The 24,046-nt window shown below is 60.4% G+C and carries 22 protein-coding genes; 19 read left to right on the forward strand and 3 right to left on the reverse strand.

Annotation, left to right across the window (positions count from 1 at the left end; genetic code table 11):
• Positions 1-22 precede the first annotated feature (22 nt).
• The 14 genes from hscA to PSUM_RS11985 all read left to right on the forward strand — a co-directional run bounded on the left by hscA (position 23) and on the right by PSUM_RS11985 (position 14,174).
• Positions 23-1,885 carry a Fe-S protein assembly chaperone HscA gene (gene hscA, locus PSUM_RS11915; RefSeq protein WP_083348284.1) on the forward strand — a complete coding sequence of 621 codons (1,863 nt, stop codon included), beginning with the start codon at positions 23-25 and terminating at the stop codon, positions 1,883-1,885.
• Between the two features lie 2 nt (positions 1,886-1,887).
• Entirely contained in the window at positions 1,888-2,229 is a 342-nt protein-coding gene (gene fdx, locus PSUM_RS11920) for an ISC system 2Fe-2S type ferredoxin (protein WP_083348285.1), read from the forward strand.
• Between the two features lie 14 nt (positions 2,230-2,243).
• Positions 2,244-2,444 carry a Fe-S cluster assembly protein IscX gene (gene iscX, locus PSUM_RS11925; RefSeq protein WP_020795602.1) on the forward strand — a complete coding sequence of 67 codons (201 nt, stop codon included), beginning with the start codon at positions 2,244-2,246 and terminating at the stop codon, positions 2,442-2,444.
• 195 nt (positions 2,445-2,639) lie between these two features.
• On the forward strand, positions 2,640-3,065 hold the full coding sequence (ndk, locus tag PSUM_RS11930) for a nucleoside-diphosphate kinase (protein ID WP_020795603.1): 426 nt from the start codon (positions 2,640-2,642) through the stop codon (positions 3,063-3,065).
• Between the two features lie 28 nt (positions 3,066-3,093).
• Positions 3,094-4,236 carry a dual-specificity RNA methyltransferase RlmN gene (gene rlmN / locus PSUM_RS11935; RefSeq protein WP_020795604.1) on the forward strand — a complete coding sequence of 381 codons (1,143 nt, stop codon included), beginning with the start codon at positions 3,094-3,096 and terminating at the stop codon, positions 4,234-4,236.
• 16 nt (positions 4,237-4,252) lie between these two features.
• The gene (gene pilW / locus PSUM_RS11940; protein ID WP_020795605.1) at positions 4,253-5,011 is read left to right on the forward strand and encodes a type IV pilus biogenesis/stability protein PilW; all 759 of its coding nucleotides are present in this window, start codon (positions 4,253-4,255) and stop codon (positions 5,009-5,011) included.
• Positions 5,011-6,033 carry a RodZ domain-containing protein gene (locus PSUM_RS11945; RefSeq protein WP_083348286.1) on the forward strand — a complete coding sequence of 341 codons (1,023 nt, stop codon included), beginning with the start codon at positions 5,011-5,013 and terminating at the stop codon, positions 6,031-6,033. Before pilW ends, PSUM_RS11945 begins: the two co-directional genes overlap by 1 nt.
• A gap of 3 nt (positions 6,034-6,036) precedes the next feature.
• Positions 6,037-7,146: a flavodoxin-dependent (E)-4-hydroxy-3-methylbut-2-enyl-diphosphate synthase gene (gene ispG / locus PSUM_RS11950; RefSeq protein WP_020795607.1), complete on the forward strand. Its 1,110-nt coding sequence runs from the start codon at positions 6,037-6,039 to the stop codon at positions 7,144-7,146.
• 37 nt (positions 7,147-7,183) lie between these two features.
• Positions 7,184-8,473, forward strand: coding sequence for a histidine--tRNA ligase (gene hisS / locus PSUM_RS11955; RefSeq protein WP_020795608.1), 1,290 nt, complete (start codon positions 7,184-7,186; stop codon positions 8,471-8,473).
• Positions 8,474-8,514: 41 nt separating this feature from the next.
• Positions 8,515-9,156, forward strand: coding sequence for a tetratricopeptide repeat protein (locus tag PSUM_RS11960; protein ID WP_083348287.1), 642 nt, complete (start codon positions 8,515-8,517; stop codon positions 9,154-9,156).
• Entirely contained in the window at positions 9,149-10,300 is a 1,152-nt protein-coding gene (gene bamB, locus PSUM_RS11965) for an outer membrane protein assembly factor BamB (protein WP_020795610.1), read from the forward strand. Before PSUM_RS11960 ends, bamB begins: the two co-directional genes overlap by 8 nt.
• Positions 10,301-10,551: 251 nt before the next feature.
• Positions 10,552-12,021, forward strand: coding sequence for a ribosome biogenesis GTPase Der (gene der / locus PSUM_RS11970; protein WP_083348288.1), 1,470 nt, complete (start codon positions 10,552-10,554; stop codon positions 12,019-12,021).
• Positions 12,022-12,246: 225 nt separating this feature from the next.
• Positions 12,247-13,395 carry a pyridoxal phosphate-dependent aminotransferase gene (locus PSUM_RS11980; protein ID WP_083348289.1) on the forward strand — a complete coding sequence of 383 codons (1,149 nt, stop codon included), beginning with the start codon at positions 12,247-12,249 and terminating at the stop codon, positions 13,393-13,395.
• Positions 13,383-14,174 carry an amidohydrolase gene (locus tag PSUM_RS11985; RefSeq protein WP_020795614.1) on the forward strand — a complete coding sequence of 264 codons (792 nt, stop codon included), beginning with the start codon at positions 13,383-13,385 and terminating at the stop codon, positions 14,172-14,174. Before PSUM_RS11980 ends, PSUM_RS11985 begins: the two co-directional genes overlap by 13 nt.
• A gap of 179 nt (positions 14,175-14,353) precedes the next feature.
• Here the strand turns inward: PSUM_RS11985 and leuA are convergent, their stop codons facing one another.
• A complete protein-coding gene (gene leuA / locus PSUM_RS11990) occupies positions 14,354-16,033 on the reverse strand; it encodes a 2-isopropylmalate synthase (RefSeq protein ID WP_020795615.1) in 1,680 nt (559 codons plus the stop codon).
• A 388-nt stretch (positions 16,034-16,421) separates the two neighbouring features.
• Between leuA and PSUM_RS12000 the strand changes: the two genes are divergently transcribed.
• Entirely contained in the window at positions 16,422-16,778 is a 357-nt protein-coding gene (locus PSUM_RS12000; RefSeq protein WP_020795616.1) for a hypothetical protein, read from the forward strand.
• A 100-nt stretch (positions 16,779-16,878) separates the two neighbouring features.
• Here the strand turns inward: PSUM_RS12000 and PSUM_RS12005 are convergent, their stop codons facing one another.
• Both PSUM_RS12005 and xseA read right to left on the reverse strand, forming a co-directional pair.
• The gene (locus PSUM_RS12005) at positions 16,879-17,700 is read right to left on the reverse strand and encodes a M23 family metallopeptidase (RefSeq protein ID WP_083348290.1); all 822 of its coding nucleotides are present in this window, start codon (positions 17,698-17,700) and stop codon (positions 16,879-16,881) included.
• Between the two features lie 3 nt (positions 17,701-17,703).
• Positions 17,704-19,083 (reverse strand): exodeoxyribonuclease VII large subunit, encoded by a 1,380-nt coding sequence (gene xseA / locus PSUM_RS12010; protein ID WP_033041363.1) that lies wholly within the window; start codon positions 19,081-19,083, stop codon positions 17,704-17,706.
• A 182-nt stretch (positions 19,084-19,265) separates the two neighbouring features.
• Here xseA and PSUM_RS12015 point away from each other — a divergent pair, with 182 nt between their 5' ends.
• From PSUM_RS12015 to guaA, 4 genes are all read left to right on the forward strand, one after another.
• Positions 19,266-20,033: a sulfite exporter TauE/SafE family protein gene (locus PSUM_RS12015; RefSeq protein WP_083348291.1), complete on the forward strand. Its 768-nt coding sequence runs from the start codon at positions 19,266-19,268 to the stop codon at positions 20,031-20,033.
• Between the two features lie 61 nt (positions 20,034-20,094).
• Positions 20,095-20,643: a hypothetical protein gene (locus PSUM_RS12020; RefSeq protein ID WP_033042611.1), complete on the forward strand. Its 549-nt coding sequence runs from the start codon at positions 20,095-20,097 to the stop codon at positions 20,641-20,643.
• A gap of 217 nt (positions 20,644-20,860) precedes the next feature.
• Complete coding sequence (gene guaB / locus PSUM_RS12025; protein WP_020795621.1) at positions 20,861-22,330, forward strand: IMP dehydrogenase; 1,470 nt, start codon at positions 20,861-20,863, stop codon at positions 22,328-22,330.
• A gap of 99 nt (positions 22,331-22,429) precedes the next feature.
• Positions 22,430-24,007 (forward strand): glutamine-hydrolyzing GMP synthase, encoded by a 1,578-nt coding sequence (gene guaA, locus PSUM_RS12030; protein WP_083348292.1) that lies wholly within the window; start codon positions 22,430-22,432, stop codon positions 24,005-24,007.
• The last annotated feature ends 39 nt before the right edge of the window (positions 24,008-24,046 follow it).

The following is a 24,046-nucleotide window of genomic DNA, read 5'->3' on the forward strand; positions in this document are numbered from 1 at the left end:
ATACAGATAAGTCCTGATAACGATGGCCCTACTGCAGATCGCCGAACCCGGCCAAAGTCCTCAACCGCACCAGCGTCGCCTGGCTGTGGGGATCGACTTGGGCACTACCAATTCGCTGGTCGCTGCGTTGCGCAGTGGTCTTTCCGAGCCGCTGGCTGATGCGCAAGGGCAGGTCATCCTGCCGTCTGCCGTGCGCTATCACGCCGATCGCGTCGAGGTTGGCGAATCCGCCAAGCTGGCTGCCGCCACCGATCCCTTGAACACCGTGCTGTCGGTCAAGCGCTTGATGGGTCGTGGTTTGTCCGACGTCAAGCAATTGGGTGATCAGTTGCCGTACCGCTTTGTCGGCGGCGAGTCGCACATGCCGTTCATCGAGACGATCCAGGGGCCGAAAAGCCCGGTCGAAGTCTCGGCGGACATCCTCAAGGTCTTGCGCCAGCGTGCCGAAGCCACTTTGGGCGGCGAGCTGGTAGGTGCGGTCATCACTGTTCCGGCCTATTTCGACGATGCCCAGCGTCAAGCCACCAAGGATGCGGCCAAACTGGCCGGCCTGAATGTGCTGCGTTTGCTCAACGAGCCGACCGCGGCGGCGGTGGCTTACGGTCTGGACCAGCACGCCGAGGGCCTGGTTGCCATCTATGACCTGGGCGGCGGCACCTTCGATATTTCGATTCTGCGCCTGACCGGCGGTGTGTTCGAAGTCCTGGCTACCGGCGGCGACAGCGCCTTGGGCGGTGATGACTTCGACCACGCAATTGCTGGCTGGATCATCGAGAGCGCCGGTCTGTCCGCCAACCTCGATCCGGGTGCGCAGCGTCAGCTGCTGCAAACGGCTTGCGCCGCCAAGGAAGCCCTGACCAACGCCTCGTCAGTCGAAGTGACTCATGGCGACTGGAAAGCCGAGCTGACCCGCGAAGCCTTCGATGCCTTGATCGAGCCGATGGTCGCGCGCAGCCTGAAAGCCTGTCGCCGCGCGGTGCGTGATTCCGGTGTAGAGCTGGAAGACGTGCATGCGGTGGTCATGGTTGGCGGCTCGACTCGCGTGCCTCGCGTTCGCGAAGCTGTCGCCGAAGCTTTTGGGCGCCAGCCTCTGACTGAAATCGACCCGGATCAAGTGGTGGCCATCGGTGCCGCGATCCAGGCCGATACCCTGGCCGGCAACAAGCGCGATGGCGATGAATTGCTGCTGCTGGACGTGATTCCGTTGTCCCTGGGCCTGGAAACCATGGGCGGCCTGATGGAGAAGGTGATTCCACGCAACACCACCATCCCCGTCGCTCGGGCGCAGGACTTCACGACTTACAAAGATGGCCAGTCGGCCATGGCGATCCACGTGTTGCAGGGCGAGCGCGAGCTGATCAGCGACTGCCGCTCCCTGGCGCGCTTCGAATTGCGCGGTATTCCGGCGATGGTGGCCGGCGCGGCGAAGATTCGCGTGACCTTCCAGGTCGATGCCGATGGCTTGCTCAGTGTTTCCGCTCGCGAACTGGGTTCGGGCGTCGAGGCCAGTATCCAGGTCAAGCCGTCCTACGGCCTGACCGACGGCGAAATCGCCAAGATGCTCAAGGATTCGTTCCAGCACGCCAACGACGACAAGGTTGCCCGCGTTCTGCGTGAGCAGCAGGTCGATGCCCAGCGTCTGATCGAGGCGGTACAGGCCGCCCTGGAAGCTGACGGCGAGCGCTTGCTGGACGCCGACGAGCGCATGGTCATCGAACTGCAAGTGCAGGAACTGACCGAACTGATGAAAGGTACCGATGGCTACGCCATCGAGCAGCAGACCAAGCGTCTGTCGCAAGTGACCGACGCCTTTGCTGCCCGCCGCCTGGACTCGACGGTGAAAGCCGCGCTGGCGGGGCGCAACCTGAATGAGATTGAGGAATAACGATGCCGCAGGTCATTTTTCTGCCACACGAGAAGTTTTGCCCTGAAGGCATGGTCGTCGAGGCTGAGCCGGGTATTTCCATCCTCGAGCTGGCTCACGAACACCATATCGAGATGGAAAGTGCCTGTGGCGGCGTCTGCGCCTGCACCACCTGCCACTGCATCATCCGCGAAGGTTTCGATTCGCTGGAAGAGGCTGACGAGCTGGAGGAGGACTACCTCGACAAGGCCTGGGGGCTGGAGCGTGAGTCGCGCCTGGGCTGTCAGGCCAAGGTCGGCACCGAAGACCTGACCATTGAAATTCCGAAGTACTCGCTCAACCACGCAGCCGAAGCGCCGCACTGATTCAAGGAACTGTCATGAGTCTCAAGTGGACTGATGTGCTGGAAATCGCGATCCAGCTGGCTGAAAGCAAGCCTGAAGTGGACCCTATGTCGGTCAACTTCGTCGATCTGCGTAAATGGGTGATGGAATTGCCCGAATTCGATGACAAGCCTGAGCATTGTGGCGAAAAGATCCTGGAGGCCATTCAGGCCCACTGGATCGAAGAACGCTTGTAGGAGCTGACTCGCGAAGCGAGGCTGCGATCTTTCCGGTGCCACTTGAATCTCAAGCGAAAGGCCAGGATCAAAGGATCGCAGCCTTCGGCAGCTCCTACAGAGCTGGCGACCTGTACACAGTTAGGCAATACCCAAGAACCCGCGTATAATTCGCGGGTTTAATTTTTCGCAAATTACCGTTTCTGGAGTTACACCATGGCTGTTCAACGTACTTTCTCCATCATCAAGCCTGACGCCGTTGCTAAAAACGTGATCGGCAAGATCGTTTCCCGTTTCGAAGACGCTGGCCTGCGCGTTGTAGCTTCGAAAATGAAGCAACTGTCCAAAGCCGAAGCCGAAGGCTTCTACGCTGAGCACAGCGAGCGCGGTTTCTTCGGTGACCTGGTAGCGTTCATGACCTCCGGTCCGGTTGTTGTCCAGGTTCTGGAAGGCGAAAACGCCATCGCTCGCAACCGTGAGCTGATGGGCGCTACCAACCCTAAAGAAGCTGCTGCCGGCACCATCCGTGCTGACTTCGCTGAATCGATCGACGCCAACGCCGTACACGGTTCGGACTCCGAAGCCGCTGCCGCTCGCGAAATCGCATACTTCTTCGCAGCTACTGAAGTAACCACTCGCTAAGCATTGGCTTAAGAGTGAAGGTGAATCCATGACTACATCGACTGTAAAAACCAACCTGCTGGGTCTGACTCAACAGGAAATGGAAAAATTCTTCGACTCAATCGGGGAGAAGCGTTTCCGTGCCGGTCAGGTAATGAAATGGATTCACCACTTTGGCGTCGATGATTTCGACGCCATGACGAACGTCAGCAAGGCCCTGCGCGAGAAGCTCAAGGCCGTTGCTGAAGTTCGCGGTCCGGAAGTGGTCAGCGAGGACATCTCCAGCGACGGCACCCGCAAGTGGGTGGTGCGCGTGGCGTCCGGCAGCTGCGTCGAGACCGTGTACATTCCCCAGGGCAAGCGCGGCACCTTGTGCGTTTCGTCCCAGGCAGGCTGTGCCCTGGATTGCAGTTTCTGCTCCACCGGCAAGCAAGGCTTCAATAGCAACCTCACCGCCGCCGAAGTCATCGGCCAGGTGTGGATTGCCAACAAATCCTTTGGCAGCGTCCCGGCAACCGTCGACCGTGCCATCACCAACGTGGTGATGATGGGCATGGGTGAGCCGCTGCTGAACTTCGACAACGTCATCGCGGCCATGCACCTGATGATGGACGACCTGGGCTACGGCATTTCCAAGCGCCGCGTGACCCTGTCGACCTCCGGCGTGGTGCCGATGATCGATGAGCTGTCCAAGCACATCGACGTCTCCCTGGCGTTGTCCCTGCACGCACCGAATGACGCATTGCGTAACCAATTGGTGCCGATCAACAAGAAGTATCCGCTTAAGATGCTCCTCGAATCGTGCCAGCGCTACATGTCGTCCCTGGGCGAAAAGCGCGTGCTGACCATCGAGTACACCTTGCTCAAGGACGTGAACGACAAGGTCGAGCACGCCGTTGAAATGATCGAGCTGCTCAAGAACATCCCGTGCAAGATCAACCTGATCCCGTTCAACCCGTTCCCGCACTCCGGTTACGAGCGGCCTAGCAACAATGCCATTCGTCGGTTCCAGGATCAGCTTCATCATGCCGGTTTCAACGTCACTGTACGCACCACCCGTGGTGAAGACATCGACGCGGCCTGTGGTCAATTGGTAGGGCAGGTGCTGGATCGCACCCGTCGCAGCGAACGTTATATCGCCGTGCGTGAACTGAGCGCCGACAACGATATGGCGTCGAACGCTGCTAAGTAATCAAGAGAGGATCTCCATGTCCCTGCGCTTTGCGCTGCTTTTGCTAATGGCCAGCCTGTGCGCTGGCTGTGTGCTTTCGGGCGATTACAACCCGATGAAGACCAGCAAAGGCCGTGGCGAGGCGCGCGAGGCCTACGTGCAACTGGGCATCGGTTATTTGCAACAAGGCATGACCGAGCGAGCAAAAGTGCCTCTGAAGAAGGCGCTGGAGCTGGACGCCGCAGACCCGGACGCCAATGCCGCGCTGGGGTTGGTGTTCCAGGCCGAAATGGAGCCGGAACTGGCTGACCAGCATTTTCGCAAGGCGCTGGCTTCCCGTCCCGCCGATGCGCGAATCCTCAACAACTACGGCAGCTTTCTCTACGAGCAGAAACGTTACAAGGAAGCCTACGAGCGTTTCGAGCAGGCCGCCGCCGATACCCTGTATCCTGAGCGTTCGCGCGTGTTCGAGAACCTGGGCATGACGGCTTCGATGCTCGGCCAGCGCGAGTTGGCCCAGCAGCAACTGGAAAAAGCCCTGCGTTTGAATCGACAACAGCCTCGGGCATTGTTGGAAATGGCTGAGTTGTCTTACGAAGACAGGCATTATGTGCCCGCGCGTGACTTTTACGACCGTTTTAGCCTGCTTGCCGAGCAAAATGCACGTAGTCTATTGCTCGGCATTCGCCTGGCAAAAGTGTTTGATGATCGCGACAAGGCCGCCAGTGCGGGCCTGCAATTAAAACGACTTTATCCCGGTACATCGGAATATCAGCAATACCTGTCGGAGCAATGATGAAAGCGGCGCATCCCGAAGTTGTAGCAGCGAATCGCGTTAACCCCGGTGAGACCTTGCGCCAGGCCCGCGAAAGCAATGGCTGGTCGCTGGCCGAAGTGGCCCTTAAGCTCAACCTTACCGTCAATTCCCTGAGCAATCTGGAAGCCGGCGATTTCGACAAGCTGCCAGGGCATACCTTCGCCCGCGGCTATATCCGTGCTTATGCCAAATTGCTCGGCATGGACCAGGCCGTCCTGGTCCAGCAGTTCGACCAATCCACCGGTACCGACTCCAAGGGCAGCAGCGTTCACAGCCTGGGCCGTATCGAAGAGCCAGTTCGCGTGTCCCACACCATCTTGCGCATTGTCAGCCTGTTGTTGCTGGTGGCCGTGGTGGGTGGTGGTTTTGTCTGGTGGCAGGACCAGACCTCGCTGCGCACCAAGGACCTGATCAGCCTGACCCCGGAACACGTGGAAGTCGAAGGTGCCGATGGCACTACCCAGATTCATCCGCTGGATGAGCCGGAAGACCAGGCGGTGGCCGAGGGTGAGGCGCAAAACACCACGGCCCTGGCATTGCCGCAGGCCGACTCCGCGACCCCGGCTCCGGCTGAAACGCCAGCGCCGGCACCCGTTGCACCGACCGCCGCCGCACCGACCGCCGCCACGCCTGTGACGCCAGCCCCGGCTGTTCCTGCAGCTCCAGCTGTTGCAGCGCCGACGGTGAATGCACCGGTTGCTCCAAGTGTTGCAGCGCCAACCGCTGCGGCACCGGCGCCAGCAGCGCCTGCGGTGGCAGGCCAGGGCCAGGTCCAACTACAGTACAGCGCCGACTGCTGGACCCAGGTCACCGACGGCAACGGCAAGGTGCTGTTGAGCGGCCTGAAGCGTAAAGGCGAAAGCGTTTCCCTCAATGGCAAGCCGCCGTTTTCCGTGCGCCTGGGTTATGCCCGCGGCGCGCAGGTCAGCTACAACGGTCAGGCGGTCAATGTCGCTCCGTTCACCAGTGGCGAGACTGCTCGCCTGAAGTTGGGTCAATAAGTCATGCACGGCGAATCTCCAATCAAACGTCGCGAATCGCGCAAGATCTGGGTCGGTAATGTACCTGTTGGCGGCGATGCGCCCATCGCTGTGCAAAGCATGACCAACAGCGACACCAACGACGTCGCTGCGACCGTCGCGCAAATCAATCGCCTGGAAGCCGCGGGTGTCGATATTGTGCGGGTGTCCGTGCCGGACATGGACGCCGCCGAGGCCTTCGGCAAGATCAAGCAACTGGTCAAGGTGCCCTTGGTCGCCGACATTCACTTCGACTACCGCATCGCCTTGCGCGTGGCCGAACTTGGCGTTGACTGCCTGCGGATCAACCCGGGCAACATCGGTCGCGAAGACCGCGTGCGCGCGGTGGTCGATGCCGCCCGCGATCGTGGCATTCCGATCCGTATCGGGGTGAACGCCGGCTCCCTGGAAAAAGACCTGCAGAAAAAATACGGCGAGCCGACGCCAGCCGCGCTGGTTGAATCGGCGCTGCGCCACGTCGAACACCTTGAGCGCCTGAACTTCCAGGACTTCAAGGTCAGCGTGAAAGCCTCCGACGTGTTCATGGCCGTCGAAGCCTACCGCTTGCTGGCGAAGGAAATCGTCCAGCCGCTGCACCTGGGCATCACCGAAGCCGGTGGTTTGCGTTCAGGCACGGTGAAATCTGCCGTGGGCCTCGGTATGCTGCTCGCCGAAGGGATTGGCGATACCATTCGCATCTCGTTGGCGGCTGATCCGGTCGAGGAAGTGAAAGTCGGCTACGACATTCTCAAGTCCCTGCATCTGCGTTCCCGTGGCATCAACTTCATCGCCTGCCCGAGTTGCTCGCGGCAGAACTTCGATGTGGTCAAGACCATGAACGAGCTGGAAGGGCGCCTCGAAGACCTGCTGGTGCCGCTTGACGTCGCGGTCATCGGTTGCGTGGTCAACGGGCCGGGCGAAGCCAAGGAAGCCCATATCGGCTTGACCGGCGGCACGCCAAACCTGATTTACATCGACGGCAAGCCGTCGCAGAAACTGACGAATGACAATCTGGTGGATGAGCTTGAACGCTTGATCCGCGAGAAAGCGGCCGAAAAGGTCGAAGCTGACGCTGCAGTGATTGCGCGTGGCTGAGCCCGACCGAAGCGCCGAACGAATTTAAGGATTTAATGTGAGCAAGTCTCTGCAAGCCATTCGTGGCATGAACGACATCCTGCCCGAACAGACCCCCCTGTGGCGTCATTTCGAAGGCACCGTTTCGCGCCTGCTGGATAACTACGGTTACAAGCAGATCCGCATGCCGATCGTCGAGTTCACCGAGCTGTTCAAGCGCTCCATCGGTGAAGTGACCGACATCGTCGAAAAAGAGATGTACACCTTCGACGACCGTAACGGCGACTCCCTGACCCTGCGTCCCGAAGGCACGGCAGCGTGCGTGCGTGCGGTGCTCGAGCACGGCATCACCGGCGGTGGCCAGGTGCAGAAGCTCTGGTACATCGGTCCGATGTTCCGCCACGAGCGTCCGCAGAAAGGCCGTTACCGCCAGTTCCACCAGATCGGTGTCGAGGTGTTCAACCTCGACGGTCCGGACATCGACGCCGAACTGATCGTGCTGACCTGGCGCCTGTGGGGCGAGCTGGGCATCCGCGATGCGGTCAAGCTCGAACTCAACAGCCTGGGCACCAGCGAGTCCCGTGGCCGCTATCGTGAAGCGCTGGTCGAGTTCCTGTCCGGTCACCTGGACAAGCTGGACGAAGACAGCCAGCGCCGCTTGAAAACCAACCCGCTGCGGGTCCTGGACACCAAGAATGCCGATACACAGGCGATTCTGGTCGATGCGCCGAAAATGGCCGACTACCTCGACGAAGAATCTCGCGTGCACTTCGAGGGCCTCAAGGCTCGCCTGGACGCCGCCGGCATCCCCTATGTGATCAACCCGAAGCTGGTTCGCGGGCTGGACTACTACAGCAAGACCGTTTTCGAATGGGTCACCGACAAACTTGGCGCCCAAGGCACCGTGTGTGCCGGTGGTCGTTACGACGGCCTGGTCGAGCAGATGGGCGGCAAGCCTACCGCCGGCGTCGGTTTCGCCATGGGTATCGAGCGCTTGGTATTGCTGCTGGAAACCCTGGAGCAGATCCCGGAAGAAATCTCCCGTCAGGTTGACGTCTACCTCTGTGCCTTCGGTGAAGCCGCCGAGCTGGCAGGCCTGGCCCTGGCCGAGCGCGTGCGCGACCAGTTGCCCAACCTGCGCCTGCAAGTCAATGCCGGCGCTGGCAGCTTCAAGAGCCAGTTCAAGAAGGCCGACAAGAGCGGTGCGCTGTTCGCACTGATCCTCGGCGACGACGAGATGGCCCAGCAAGTGGTAGGTTTCAAACCCCTGCGTGGCCAGGGCGAACAACAAAGCATTGCCTGGGATGCGCTTGCTGCACACCTGGCCACCTGCGTCGTGCAGGGTTGAAGCTGTCTTAACAGCCGAATTAGCGATTAAGGAGTATTGGGGTGTCGAGTACCGAAGACGAACAGCTGGCGGATTTTAAGGAATGGTGGTCACGCAACGGCAAGCCCCTGGTTACTGGCGGCCTGTTGGCGCTGGTCATCGTGTTCGGTTGGCAGGCGTTCCAGAAGTATCAGAGCAACCAGTCGCAAGGTGCCTCGATGCTCTATCAGCAATTGCTCGAAACCACGCTGACGCCTGACGGCAAGCCAGATGCGGCGCGTGTCTCGGACCTGGCCGGCAAGCTCAACAGCGAGTTCGGCGGCAGTGCCTATGCGCAATACGGCAGCCTGTTCGTGGCGAAAGTCGCGGTCGACAGTGGCAAGCTCGATGACGCAGCCAGCGAGCTCAAGGCCATCGTCGCCAAGCCGGCCAACCCGGCACTGGGCGAAATCGCCCGTCAGCGCCTGGCGCAGGTACTGGCCGCGCAGGACAAGGTCGATGAAGCCCTGAAGCTGCTGGAAGGCGATGCCGACAAGGCGTTCCTGGCCACTCGTGAAGAACTCAAGGGCGACCTGCTGGTGCAGTTGGGTCGTTCCGACGAAGCGCACGCGGCGTATCAAAAAGCCAAGGCGGCACTGTCGGATGAAGCGGCGGTCGGTGGCCTGCAAATCAAGCTGGACGACCTGGCCAAAGGGGATGCGTGACGTGATTCGTTGGAAGCATGCAGCATTGCTGGCCCTGGCCATTTTGGCCGCGGGTTGCAGCAGCAACAGCAAGAAAGAATTGCCACCGGCCGAATTGACCGACTTCAAGGAAGAAGTGGTCCTGCAGAAGCAGTGGAGTCGTTCGATCGGTGACGGTCAGGGCGAAACCTACAACATGCTGGTTCCGGCCATCGATGGCGATACCATCTATGCCGCCGATGTCACCGGTGTGGTAATGGCGCTGGATCGCAGCAACGGCGACGTCAAATGGAAGAAAGATCTCGAACTGCCTGTTTCCGGCGCTGTTGGCGTGGGTTACGGTCTGCTGACGGTGGGTACGATCAAGGGTGAAATCGTTGCCCTGGACGCCATCAACGGCGAAGAGAAATGGCGCGCGCGCGTGTCCAGTGAAGTCCTCGCACCGCCGGCCAATAATGGCGATGTGGTCGTGGTCCAGACCCAGGACGATCGTTTGATCGGTCTGGATGCCGCCACTGGCAACCAGCGCTGGTTGTATGACAGCACGCCTGCGGTACTGACCCTGCGCGGTACCAGCGCACCGATCGTGACCAACCGCCTCGCGGTGGCTGGCTTCTCGACTGGTAAAGTGGTCGCTCTCGACATTTCCAACGGCGTGCCGGTGTGGGAACAGCGTGTAGCGATCCCGCAAGGTCGTTCGGAACTGGAGCGTGTTGTCGACATCGATGGCGGCTTGCTGTTGTCCGGTGAGACGATTTATGTCGCCAGCTACCAGGGTCGCGTTGCGGCACTGGACCTGCAAAGCGGTCGGCAACTCTGGCAGCGTGATGCTTCCAGCTATGCCGGTGTCGCCCAGGGTTTCGGCAGCGTCTACGTGAGCCTGTCCTCGGGCACCGTTGAAGGCGTCGACGAGCGTTCCACCACAGCCTTGTGGAGCAACGATTCGCTGGCTCGCCGCCAACTGTCGGCTCCAGAAGTGTTCTCCAGTTATGTTGCAGTCGGTGACCTGGAAGGTTACCTGCACCTGTTGAGTCAGGTGGACGGTCGATTCGTCGGCCGCGAGCGCATCGACAGCGACGGCCTGCGTGCCCGTCCGCTGGTGGTGGGTGACACGATTTATGTATATGGCAACAGCGGCAAACTGGAAGCCCTGACCATTAAGTAACGACTATGCTTGGGGTTAATCCCCCGGGCTGCTTCACTTGTGGATATGAATGTGGGAGCGAGCCTGCTCGCGATGGACGTCAACGATAACGTTTGCATCCTGAATAAACGCGGTGCTCCGGCGTTTTTCGTCGGAACGCCGCCCGGAGCAGGCTCGCTCCCACAGACAAGCGCACAGTGTTGCCCCGAGCACCAGCCGCTGCCCTCGCAGCGGCTTTTGTATTTTCTGAAATAAACGAAGTGGAGAGCCGCATGGTTCCCGTAATCGCCCTGGTGGGCCGACCGAACGTCGGCAAGTCCACCTTGTTCAACCGCCTGACCAGGACTCGCGACGCTATCGTCGGCGACTTGTCCGGTCTGACCCGTGATCGCCAGTACGGTGAGGCCAAGTGGCAAGGGCGTTCCTACATTCTGGTCGACACCGGCGGTATCTCCGGTGACGAGCATGGTATGGACGAAAAAATGGCCGAGCAGTCGCTGCTGGCCATTGAAGAAGCGGATGTCGTTCTATTCCTGGTAGATGCCAAGGCCGGTTTCACCGCCGCCGACCAGATGATCGCCGAGCATTTGCGCAAGCGTAACAAGCGTTCCTACGTGGTCGCCAACAAGGTCGACAACATCGACCCGGAAATGGCCCGCGCTGAATTCGCTCCACTGGGTATGGGCCACGCGATCCCGATCGCCGGTGCTCACGGTCGTGGCATCACCCAGTTGCTGGAAATCGCCTTGGGCGACTTCCCGAAAGACGAAGACGAGCCGGAAGAAGGCGAGGAAGAGGACGTCGCCGAAGGCGAGGAAGCCAAGCGCATTCCTGGCCCGAGCGAAAAAGACGGGATCAAGATCGCGATCATCGGTCGCCCGAACGTTGGCAAGTCGACCCTGGTCAACCGCATGCTCGGTGAAGACCGGGTGATCGTGTACGACCAACCCGGCACCACCCGCGACAGTATCTACATCCCGTTCGAGCGTAACGACGAGAAGTACACGCTGATCGACACCGCCGGTGTGCGCAAGCGCGGCAAGATCCACGAAGAAGTCGAAAAGTTCTCCGTGGTCAAAACCCTGCAGGCGATCAAAGACGCCAACGTGGTGATCTTCGTGATGGACGCCCGCGAAGGTGTGGTGGACCACGACCTCAACCTGCTGGGCTTCGCCATCGAGTCGGGTCGTGCGCTGGTCATCGCGATCAACAAGTGGGACGGCATGACGCCGAGCGAGCGCGACTTCGTGAAGGTCGAGCTGCAGCGTCGTCTGTTCTTCGTTGACTACGCCGACATCCACTTCATCTCGGCCCTGCACGGCACTGGCGTGGGCAACCTTTACGCCTCGGTGCAGAACTCGTTCAAGTCCGCGGTCACCCGCTGGCCGACCAACCGTCTGACCCAGATCCTGGAAGACGCGGTTGGCGAGCACGCACCGCCAATGGTCAACAACCGCCGGATCAAGCTGCGTTACGCCCACTTGGGTGGTGCGAACCCGCCGATCATCGTGATCCACGGTAACCAGATCGAGAAGGTGCCGAAGTCTTACGTGCGTTACCTGGAAAACACTTACCGCCGTGTCTTGAAGCTGGTCGGTACGCCGATCCGCATCGAGTTCAAGGGCGGCGAGAACCCGTATGAAGGCAACAAGAACTCGCTGACCGACCGCCAGGTCAACAAGAAGCGTCGCTTGATGTCGCACCACAAGAAAGCCGACAAGAAGCGCCGCGACAAGCGCTGATCTAAGGCTTGCCTCACTCATGTGGGAGCGAGCCTGCTCGCGAATGCAATCTGTCAGTCAACGTTTATCGCGACTGACACACCGCCTTCGCGAGCAGGCTCGCTCCCACAGGGTAGGACGAGAAGAAGGGCGCTTTTGGCGCCCTTTTTTTATGGGCGCCGTTTGGGCTATCCTCGGGCTCTCCCGCGCCGCCGTTAGAGCCGGGTGTAGAGCAGGGAATCCTCGATGATCACCAGTAAGCTGCCGAATGTCGGCGTCACCATCTTCACTCAGATGTCTCAGCTCGCGGCGCAAACCGGGGCGCTCAACCTGTCCCAGGGCTTTCCCGATTTCGCTGCTCCGCAGGCCCTGTGCGATGCGGTCGGCCGGCATATTGCCAATGGCCACAACCAATACTCGCCAATGACCGGGCTGCCGGTACTGCGTCAGCAGATCGCGGCGAAAATCGCCCGCAGCTATGGCGTCAGCGTCGATGTGGACAACGAAGTGACCGTGACGCCCGGCGCGACCGAGGCGATTTTCTGCGCCATCCAGGCCGTTATCCACAGCGGTGACGAAGTCATCGTGTTCGACCCGGCTTATGACAGTTACGAGCCTTCGGTTGAGCTGGCCGGTGGCCGTTGCGTTCATGTGCAACTGGGGTTGGATGACTTCAGCATCGATTTCCAGAAGCTCGCCCAGGCACTGAGTCCGCGTACGCGGATGATCATCCTCAACACTCCGCACAATCCCAGCGGCGCACTGATCAACCGTGCGGAGCTGGACCAACTGGCGGCGTTAATCCGCGATCGTGACATCTATGTGATCAGCGATGAGGTCTACGAACACCTGGTCTACGACGGTGTGCCCCACGTCAGTGTGCTGGCCCATGAAGAGTTGTATCAGCGCGCCTTCGTGGTCAGCTCCTTCGGCAAGACCTATCACGTCACCGGCTGGAAAACCGGCTATGTGGTCGCGCCACCGGCCCTGACGACAGAGCTGCGCAAGGTGCATCAATATGTCAATTTTTGCGGCGTAACACCCTTGCAATACGCCTTGGCTGATTACATGGCCGAGCATCCGGAACATGTCGAAGAACTGCCGGGCTTCTATCAGGCCAAGCGTGACCTGTTTTGCGACCTGCTGGCGCCTTCGCGCTTCAGCTTCACCCGGGTAAGCGGTACGTATTTCCAGCTGGTCGACTACTCGCAGATCCGCCCGGATCTCAACGACGTCGAGATGGCCCTGTGGATGACCCGTGAACACGGCGTTGCGAGCATCCCGATCTCGGTGTTCTACCAGACGCCGCCTGAAGGCCAGCGCCTGATACGCCTGTGCTTTGCCAAACGTGAGGAGACCCTGCGTGAAGCAGCGGAAAAATTATGCGTGATCTGAGTGCGCTGCCGAACCTGACCGTTGCGCTGATCCAGACCACCCTGGCCTGGCACGATCGCCAGGCCAACCTGGAGCATTTCGAGCACTTGCTGGAACAGGCTCGCGGCGCGGACCTGATCATTCTGCCGGAGATGTTCACCACCGGTTTCTCGATGGAGTCCGAGACCCTCGCTGAAGCGGAAAACGGACCGACCAGTAAATGGTTGCGGGCTCAGGCGGCAAAATTCGAGGCAGTGATCACCGGTAGCGTGATTGTGCAGGCCGCTGATGGCAGCCATCGTAACCGCCTGTTGTGGGCGCGGCCGGACGGCGAAGTGTGGCACTACGACAAACGTCACCTGTTCCGCATGGCCGGCGAGCACAATCACTTCACCCCGGGCGAACGCCAGGTGCAGTTCGAACTCAAGGGCTGGCGAGTGCGGCCGCTGATTTGCTACGACCTGCGCTTCCCGGTGTGGAGTCGCGATGCGCAGGACACTGACCTGCTGCTGTACACCGCCAACTGGCCGGGTGCACGGCGCCAGCACTGGAACCGCTTGCTGCCGGCGCGGGCCATCGAGAACCTGTGCTACGTGGCAGCGGTGAATCGCATCGGCACCGATGGCAAAGGCTTTGCCTATACCGGGGACAGCCAGGTGCTGGATTTCCAGGGCGAGACGTTGCTCAGCGCGGGAGAGGCGGACGGGGTGTTCAAGGTGGTGCTGGATGCGGCGGAACTGGCAGCGTATCGCACGCGTTTTCCGGCGAACCTGGATGCCGATACCTTCGAGTTCACCTGAGACTTGCACTGCCTGAGCTGGCCCCTTCGCGAGCAGGCTCGCTCCCACATTGGAATGCGTTCTCCTGTGGGAGCGAGCCTGCTCGCGAAGATGGCATGACAGGCACTACAAAAACTACAGGCAAACAAAAAGGCCCCGAGATCGCATCTCGGGGCCTTTTGTATTTCAGCGAAGGCTAATTACGCCGCTTTCGCTTCCGGCTGGCTCAGCGAGCGGTTCAGCGCGCTGAACAGGGCCTTGAAGCTGGCGGTGGTGATGTTTTCATCGATACCCACGCCGTGCACCGCACGCTCACCATTCACTCGCAGTTCAATGTAGGCCGCCGCCTTGGCATTGGTGCCCGCGCCGATGGCGTGTTCGTTGTAGTCCATGATTTCCACCGGGATCGGCAGGCCGGCCACCAGTGCTTCCAGGGCGCCGTTGCCCTTGCCGCGCCAGTGCAGGTTGGTTTCGCCCTGGCCTTTGCTGGCCACTTCCACTTCGACGGCGCTGTGGCCGTTTTCTTCCTGCAGGCGATGGCTGACCAGCGCATACGGGGTGTTGGCCTGCAAGTACTCGCTGTGCAGCAGCGCGTGGATTTGCTGGGCGGTCATTTCCAGGCCCAGGCGATCGGTTTCGCGCTGCACGACCTGGCTGAATTCGATCTGCATGCGACGTGGCAGGCTGATGCCGTATTCCTGCTCCAACAGATAGGCGATGCCGCCCTTGCCCGACTGGCTGTTGACGCGGATGACCGCCTCGTAGCTGCGGCCGATGTCGGCCGGGTCGATCGGCAGGTACGGCACTTCCCACAGGGCGTCCGGTTTCTGCTGGGCGAAACCCTTGCGAATCGCGTCCTGGTGCGAGCCGGAGAATGCGGTGTGCACCAAGTCGCCAACGTACGGGTGACGCGGGTGAACCTGGATCTGGTTGCACTCTTCGACGACCTTGCGCACGCCGTCGATGTCGGAGAAGTCCAGCTCAGGGTTCAGGCCCTGGGTGTACATGTTCAGGGCCACGGTCACCAGGTCGACGTTACCGGTACGCTCGCCGTTGCCGAACAGGCAGCCTTCGACGCGGTCGGCGCCAGCCATCAGGCCCAGCTCGGTGGCGGCAACGCCAGTGCCACGATCGTTGTGGGTGTGCAGGCTGATGATCACGCTGTCACGACGGTTGATGTGACGGCCGAACCATTCGATCTGGTCGGCATAGATGTTCGGGGTAGCGCATTCGACGGTGGCCGGCAGGTTGAGGATTATCTTGCGCTCGGGCGTCGGGTTCCAGACTTCGATCACCGCGTCGCAGACTTCCTTGGCGAACTCCAGTTCTGTGGCGCTGAAGGTTTCCGGGGAGTACTGGAAGGTCCACTCGGTTTCCGGCTGCTGGGCGGCATATTTGACGAACAGCTTGGCCGCGTTTACGGCGATTTCCTTGACCCCTTCCAAGTCCTGGTTGAAGACAATGCGGCGGAAAGAAGGAGACGTGGCGTTGTACAGGTGAACGATGGCTTTTTTCGCGCCACGCAGGGATTCGAAAGTACGCGCGATCAAATCTTCACGTGCCTGGGTCAATACCTGGATGGTGGTGTCGTCCGGGATATGACCGTCTTCGATCAGGGTGCGTACGAAGTCGAAATCGGTCTGCGAGGCGGACGGGAACGACGCTTCGATTTCCTTCACGCCGACCTGCACCAGGGTTTTCCAGAAGCGCAGCTTCTTGACGGCGTCCATCGGTTCGATCAGCGACTGGTTACCATCGCGCAGGTCGGAGCTGCACCAGATTGGCGCGGCGGTGATGGTCTTCGACGGCCAGGTGCGGTCCGGCAGATCGATGGTCGGGAACGCGCGGTATTTCGAAGACGGGTCTTTGAGCATGCTCATCGGGAAATCCTTATTGTGTTGGCCGAAAAAAGGCGGCCTGCCGGTGGATCAAAATGTTCTTGGAGTAACGCTTGGGACGAGGCGCCGCGATTCAGCCCGGCAGTCGTGCGCTGACAAGGCACAAACTGCGGTGCTGACGAAGCTGAATGAGGGTGTGAGAGGTTTTCATGCCTTCAACCCTAACCGCGGGGGGGAAGGATGGCAAGCGGTGGGAAAAAATTGAGAGGAATCCTCTTTAGGGCTTGTTTGGCGAGATTTTATTGCTCTGGAGTACGGTGATCTTCAGGTTGTTTGCGCAAGGTTTGAACTGTGCGCAATCGATGATGCTGGCGTCTTATTCTGGTGGCGAAGCTATTCTTAAGTCTTGGAGGCCCAGCAGGAGTCGGTGATGAACGAGTCTGATTGGAAGCAATACTGCGTGTTGCGTCCGATAGCCCATGAGCGGATGTGTGAGCGGATTCTATCGGATGTCGAAAAGACGCTATTGGACAAGAGTATCGCGCCGTACGAGCGGATAGATCGCAGCGAGGAATTGCTCAAGGCTGGGCAAAAGGAGCTGTACTGGGCGTTTGGCGTGTTCAGGTTCTCGCGGCATGAAGCCCGTTCGCATTTGCTCGGGCTGTGTGCGCGGGAATTGATTACGGCGCAGGAGTTGAGCTGGTTTTCAGTGGAGACTCAGGAGTGGGTCAGGCATTGCCTGGCGGACCGGGAAGTCCATGGCATTGAGGATCTGGATGCGGAGTAGTGGCCTTGAAAGATCGCAGCCTGCGGCAGCTCCTACAGGGTTCAGCGATACGACACGAACCTTGTAGGAGCTGCCGCAGGCTGCGATCTTTTGATCTTGCTTAAGGTTGAAACGCCCCGATAAAGATAGCCGGATCCACCCGCGCATCATTCAGGCTGACATTCCAGTGCATATGCGGCCCGGTTGCCCGACCGGTCGCCCCGACTTTTCCGACCACACCGCCACGCGCCATCTGCTGGCCGACCTTCACGTCGATTTTCGACATGTGGCAGAACATGCTGATGAACCCTTGGCCATGGTCGACAAACACCGTATTGCCGTTGAAGAAGTAGTTGCCGATCAAGATCACCTTGCCTGCGGCCGGCGTCTTGATCGGCGTACCGGCAGGCACGGCGAAATCCAGGCCTGAGTGAGGATTACGCTCCTCACCGTTGAAGAACCGGCGTACCCCGAACTTGCTCGACAGCGGTCCGTTTACCGGTTTGTCCAGCAGCACGTTACTTGGCGAATTCGGGCTGAACGTACGGTAGGCAGCGATCTGCTCGGCCAGTTCGCGCTCGATGCGCTTGAGATTGTCCGGGTCTGGATTGACCTGTTGGGTGTTTTTCAGGGTGATTCGCTGCTCCGGATATTTCTTGTTGCCGACGGTGAAACCAAGGCTGCGCCCACCGCTGCTGATGGCCTGTGCGCCCGGCTTGACCGTCAACGGCACGCCGACAATCGCCAGCCAGTTGTTCTGTTCCTTGATCACCAGGACGGGTTTGCCCTGATAACTGGCTTTCGGCGCTTGCGCGGCAGCTCCCAGGTCGACCACCGCCACGCCGCCCGGCACCGGTTTGTTCAACTGGCGGGTGATGTAGCTGTCGGCGTGGGCGTTGAAGGTCAGGCAAAGCAACAGCAGAGGAGCTAAAAAACGCGGCATGGATCAGTCCAGTAAAGAAAGGGTGACGGGCGTCAGGTGATTGTCTTCGACCCGCACGTGCAGTTCGCCTTCACCCAGCTTGGCCTTCAGGCGCTGGCCGGTGTGGGTCTGTGCGGCGCTGCGGATCGCATTGCCACGCTCGTCGAGCAAAATGCTGTAGCCACGGCCAAGAGTCGCCAGGGGGCTGACCACGTGCAGTGTTTGCATCTGGCTCTGCAGCTGCATGCGACGGTTTTTCAGGCCTTCGCGGATGGCGCGGGGCAAGCGTTCGGCGAGGCTGTCGAGACGTTGGCGCAGCATCGCCAATTGACGTCCCGGATGCTGCCCGGCCAAGCGGGTTTCCAGGCGGATCAGCCGTTCGCGACGGGTGTTGAGGCTGCGTTCGAAGGCCCGACGCATGCGCATGTCCAGATCATCCAGGCGTTGCGCTTGCTGGCGCAGGCGTTCGCCGGGATGGCGCAGGCGCCGAGAGATGCCTTCCAGGCGCAGCCGGTCACGCATCAAGCGATCACGCATGCGCATCACCAGGCGCCGATGCAGGCTCTCGACCCGGCGGACCAGATCGCTGGAATCCGGTGCCAGCAGCTCGGCGGCGGCCGATGGCGTGGGCGCGCGGACGTCGGCGACGAAGTCACTGATAGATACATCGGTTTCGTGGCCGACGGCGCTGACGATCGGCGTCACGCAGGCATCCACCGCGCGCGCTACGGCTTCTTCGTTGAAGCACCAGAGGTCTTCCAGCGAACCGCCACCGCGGGCCAGGATCAGCGCGTCGAAACCGCGGGCATCCGCCAGTTTTAACGCGCGGACAATCTGCGCGGTGGCTTCGCGGCCCTGCACGGCGGTGGGGATCAGGGTCAATTGCACCTGCGGCGCGCGGCGGCGGAACACGCTGATGATGTCGCGGATGACCGCGCCGGTGGGCGAACTGATGATGCCGATGCGTTGTGGATGCGCCGGCAGCGGTACTTTGCGCTCGGCGCTGAACAGGCCTTCGGCGCTGAGTTTTTCCTTCAAGGCATCGAACGCCAGGCGCAATGCTCCATCACCGGCCGGCTCCACGGTATCGAGGATCAGTTGGTAATCGCCGCGTCCCTCGAACAACGAGACTTTGCCGCGTACCTTGACGGCCAGGCCATCCTTCAGCGCTTGACGCACACGCGCGGCGTTTTGCCGGAACAGCGCGCAACGCACCTGGGCGCCGCTGTCCTTGAGGGTGAAATACACGTGGCCAGACGCGGGGCGGGCGAGGTTGGAGATTTCGCCTTCGACCCAGATGTTGCTGAAAACGTCTTCAAGCAACACCCGCGCGCGGCCGTTGAGCTGGCTGACGGTCAGGACTTCGCGGTCCAGGCCGAGTCTTGCAAAGGGATCTTTAATCATGGGGCGCAGTTTAAAGGCATTCTCCAGGGGAATGCACGATCCCCTGTAGGCGCGAGCACGCTCGCGATGGAGGTCAACGATGACGCGGGGAGCCTGACACCCCGCGGTGTCCTCAGGTTTTTCGCGAGCATGCTCGCTCCTACAGGGGTAGAGTCTGCTTCGCGATTCATGGATGACTGGGGATGAATGTGTTTGAGCTGATGAACCAATGGCCCTTCGGCGCCACGGACTGGCTGGTAATCGCGCTGGGCATCGCCCTGGCCTATATCGTGTTCGGCATTGCCGGTTTCGGCACGGCGCTGGTCGCCGGGCCGATCCTGATCCTGTTCCTGCCGCTGTCGAAGATCGTACCGTTGCTGGTGTTGCTTGATTTTGTCGCGGCATTCGGCAACCTGCTGCCCTCGCGGCGGGATGTCGCCAGGCCTGAGCTGCTGCGATTGTTGCCCTGCATGGCGGTGGGTTGCACGCTGGGCGTGATCTTCCTGTTGAACCTCAAGTCCGACCTGTTGCTGCTGTTGATGGGGCTGTTTATCAGTGCCTACGCCATCTACAGCCTGTGGATTAAAACCCGTCCGGCGCAATTGTCTGCCGCCTGGGCATTGCCGATGGGTACCGTGGGCGGGATGTTTGGGGCGTTGTTTGGCAGTGGCGGCTTTCTGTACGCGATCTATTTGAACAGCCGCTTGCCCAAGGAGGCGGCTCGAGCGACCCAGAGTGCGTTGATCAGTTGCAGCACGGTGGTGCGCCTGAGCCTGTTCATTGTCGCCGGTGTCTATGCCGAGCTACCCTTGTTGGTGCTGGCGTTGTGTTTGCTGCCGGCCATGGCGCTGGGCCTGTGGATCGGTCGACGGCTGACCCTGAAATTGTCACGTGAGGCGTTCGTCCGCCTGGTGACCTGGCTGGTCCTGGCCAGCGGTATCGCCCTGATCGGGCGTTACTTGAGTACTTGACCTCTGAAGCCTTGGGCTTAAGCTGCCGGGCTTCCTTCAAAGCGTTACAGCAGGTCGCCCCATGAATTCCCAAAGCATCATTGTCCCGAAAATTTCCACACTGCCGGTGCATGAGCCACGGGCCCGGGCGATCGTGCGTTGGCTGGTGCGCAAGAACATCATCAACGAAGAGTTGACCACCTGTGGCCGCACCGGCAATCGCATGGCCCACGCCATCGCCGAGGGTGCCAGGGAAGTGGTTCTGCACCCGCAAGCCCTGCCGTTCGGCGAGCCGATCAATGGCCTGGAGATCGTCACCAAACGCTGCATCTATACGCCGGCCAAAGGGTTTCTTGGCGAGGCCGGTTGTGCCGAGTGCCGCAAGGAAGTCGGTGAAGCACTGTTTGAAAGCCTCGAAGACTGGATGCCCGGGCGTACCGATAACTTCACCTGCCCCGAATGCGGGCATGAAGACGACATCAACGGTTTCCTGTTCCTGCAGGAGTGCGGCTTTTCCAACCTGGGCTTCATTTTCAACAACTGGGCCGAGGCGGGGTTCAAGCAGAGCTTTCTCGACGAATTTGCCGATTGGCTGGATCAACCCGTTAGTTGGGTGAAAGTAGAGCTCTGATCGTTGCATCCTCCTGTAGGAGCTGCCGCAGGCTGCGATCTTTTGATCTTGCTTTTGAAGATCAATGTCAAAAGATCGCAGCCTTCGACAGCTCCTACAGGGGGCGATATGTTCCGTATATCCATAAGGTCGATAATAGACAGAGTTTTACATTGAACCCGAGGGGGTGTCTGACTATAATGGCGCGCTTCCATTTTCCCGCTCGGGAGCCCCCGCGATGCTGCGTATCAGCCAAGAAGCTCTGACATTCGACGACATTCTCCTAGTGCCTGGTTATTCCGAGGTGCTTCCTAACGAAGTCAGTCTCAAGACCCGCCTTACCCGTGGCATCGAGCTGAATATTCCACTGGTCTCCGCCGCCATGGACACCGTCACTGAAGCCCGTCTGGCAATTGCCATGGCTCAGGAAGGTGGTATCGGTATCATCCACAAGAACATGACCATCGAGCAGCAAGCTGCCGAAGTGCGCAAGGTCAAGCGTTACGAAGCCGGTGTGGTCAAGGATCCGATCACCATCGATGCTGACGCTACCGTGCGCGAACTGTTCGAATTGACCCGCATGAACAACATCTCCGGCGTTCCGGTGCTGCACAATGGCGACCTGGTCGGCATTGTCACTTCCCGTGACGTGCGTTTCGAGAACCGTCTGGAAGCCACTGTCCGTGAAGTGATGACGCCTAAAGAGCGCCTGGTCACGGTCAAGGAAGGCGCCGACAAGAACGACGTTCGCGAGTTGCTGCACAAGCACCGCATCGAACGCGTACTGATCGTCGACGACAAGTTCGCCCTCAAGGGCATGATGACCGTCAACGACATCGAAAAAGCCAAGGCTTACCCGCTGGCCAGCAAGGACGATCAAGGTCGTCTGCGCGTGGGCGCCGCGGTCGGTACCGGTAAAGACACCGGTGACCGTGTTGCTGCCCTGGTCAACGCCGGCGTTGACGTGGTGGTGGTCGACACCGCCCACGGTCACTCCAAAGGCGTGATCGACCGCGTTCGCTGGGTTAAACAAAACTTCCCTGAAGTGCAGGTGATCGGCGGCAACATCGCCACCGGCGCTGCCGCCAAGGCCCTGGCCGAAGCGGGCGCTGACGCAGTCAAGGTCGGTATCGGCCCTGGCTCGATCTGCACCACCCGTATCGTCGCCGGTGTCGGCGTGCCGCAAATCAGTGCCATCGCCAACGTCGCCGCTGCCCTCGAAGGCACTGGCGTTCCGTTGATCGCCGACGGCGGCATCCGTTTCTCCGGTGACCTGTCCAAGGCCATCGTGGCCGGTGCTTCCTGCGTGATGATGGGCTCGATGTTCGCCGGTACCGAAGAAGCGCCAGGCGAGATCGAACTGTTCCAGGGCCGTTCGTACAAGGCTTATCGCGGCATGGGTTCGCTGGGCGCCATGTCCCAGGCCCAGGGTTCCTCCGACCGTTACTTCCAGGACTCCTCCGCGGGTGCCGAGAAGCTGGTTCCGGAAGGTATCGAAGGGCGTGTGCCGTACAAGGGCACCCTGAGCGCCATCATCCATCAACTGATGGGCGGCCTGCGTTCCTCGATGGGTTACACCGGCAGTGCCGACATCGAAGAAATGCGCACCAAGCCTGAGTTCGTGCGGATCACCGGTGCTGGCATGGCCGAGTCCCACGTCCACGACGTACAGATCACCAAGGAAGCGCCAAACTACCGCGTAGGTTGAGGCTTCAAGCAAATCGTTAAGCAACCGGGGCTGTTCTATTCAGCCCCGAGTTGTTTCTGAATCACGACTGTTTCTGAATTACTTAGACGAGACTGAATCATGGCCCTCGACATTCACGCTCACCGCATCCTGATCCTCGATTTCGGTTCCCAGTACACCCAACTGATTGCCCGCCGCGTGCGTGAAATCGGCGTTTACTGCGAACTGCATCCGTTCGACATGGACGAGGAAGCCATTCGCGAATTCGCTCCAAAAGGCGTGATCCTCGCCGGCGGCCCCGAGTCCGTGCACGAAGCCGACAGCCCTCGCTGCCCGCAAGCAGTGTTCGACCTGGGCGTGCCAGTCTTCGGTATCTGCTACGGCATGCAGACCATGGCCGAGCAACTGGGCGGCAAGGTTGAAGGTTCCGACCTGCGTGAGTTCGGCTATGCTCGCGTAGACGTGGTCGGCAAGAGCCGCCTGCTCGACGGCATCGAAGACCACATCGACGCCGATGGCCTGTTTGGCCTCGACGTATGGATGAGCCACGGTGACAAGGTCACCAGGATGCCGGAAGATTTCCACATCCTGGCCAGCACCCCGAGCTGCCCTATCGCTGGCATGTTCAGCGACGAGCGTCGTTACTACGGCGTGCAGTTCCACCCGGAAGTGACCCACACCAAGCAGGGCGGCCGCATCCTGTCGCGCTTCATCCTCGACATCTGCGAGTGCGAAGCGCTGTGGACCCCGTCGAAGATCGCTGAAGACGCCATCGCCCAGGTTCGCGCCCAGGTCGGCACCGACAACGTCCTGCTGGGCCTGTCCGGCGGCGTGGACTCGTCCGTGGTTGCCGCACTGCTGCACAAGGCCATCGGCGACCAACTGACCTGCGTCTTCGTCGACAACGGCCTGCTGCGCCTGCACGAAGGCGAGCAAGTAATGGCCATGTTCGCCGAGAACATGGGCGTCAAGGTGATCCGCGCCAACGCCGAGGACCAGTTCCTCGACAACCTGGCCGGCGAAGCCGACCCAGAGAAGAAGCGCAAGATCATCGGCCGTACCTTCATCGACGTGTTCGATGCCGAATCCTGCAAGCTGGACAACATCAAGTACCTGGCCCAAGGCACCATCTACCCGGATGTGATCGAGTCGGCTGGCGCGAAAAGCGGCAAGGCCCACGTGATCAAGTCGCACCACAACGTGGGCGGCTTGCCGGAAGAAATGAACCTCAAGCTGGTTGAGCCGCTGCGTGAGCTGTTCAAGGACGAAGTCCGTCGTCTGGGCCTGGAGCTGGGCCTGCCGTACGACATGGTCTACCGGCACCCGTTCCCGGGCCCGGGCCTGGGCGTGCGCATCCTCGGCGAAGTGAAGAAGGAATACGCCGACCTGCTGCGTCGTGCCGACCACATCTTCATCGAAGAACTGCGCAAGGCCGACTGGTACCACAAGGTCAGCCAGGCGTTCGTGGTGTTCCAGCCGGTGAAATCGGTTGGCGTTGTCGGCGATGGCCGTCGTTACGCCTGGGTCGTGGCCCTGCGTGCCGTGGAAACCATCGACTTCATGACCGCGCGTTGGGCACACCTGCCTTACGAACTGCTGGAAACCGTCAGCGGCCGCATCATCAATGAAATCGAAGGCATCTCCCGCGTCACCTACGACGTGTCGAGCAAGCCGCCAGCGACGATTGAGTGGGAATGATCCCGCACCAGCCCTGAGGGGTTGATCGCAGGATAAAAA

Source organism: Pseudomonas umsongensis (assembly GCF_002236105.1).
In the GTDB taxonomy this organism is placed as follows: Bacteria; Pseudomonadota; Gammaproteobacteria; order Pseudomonadales; family Pseudomonadaceae; genus Aquipseudomonas; species Aquipseudomonas umsongensis.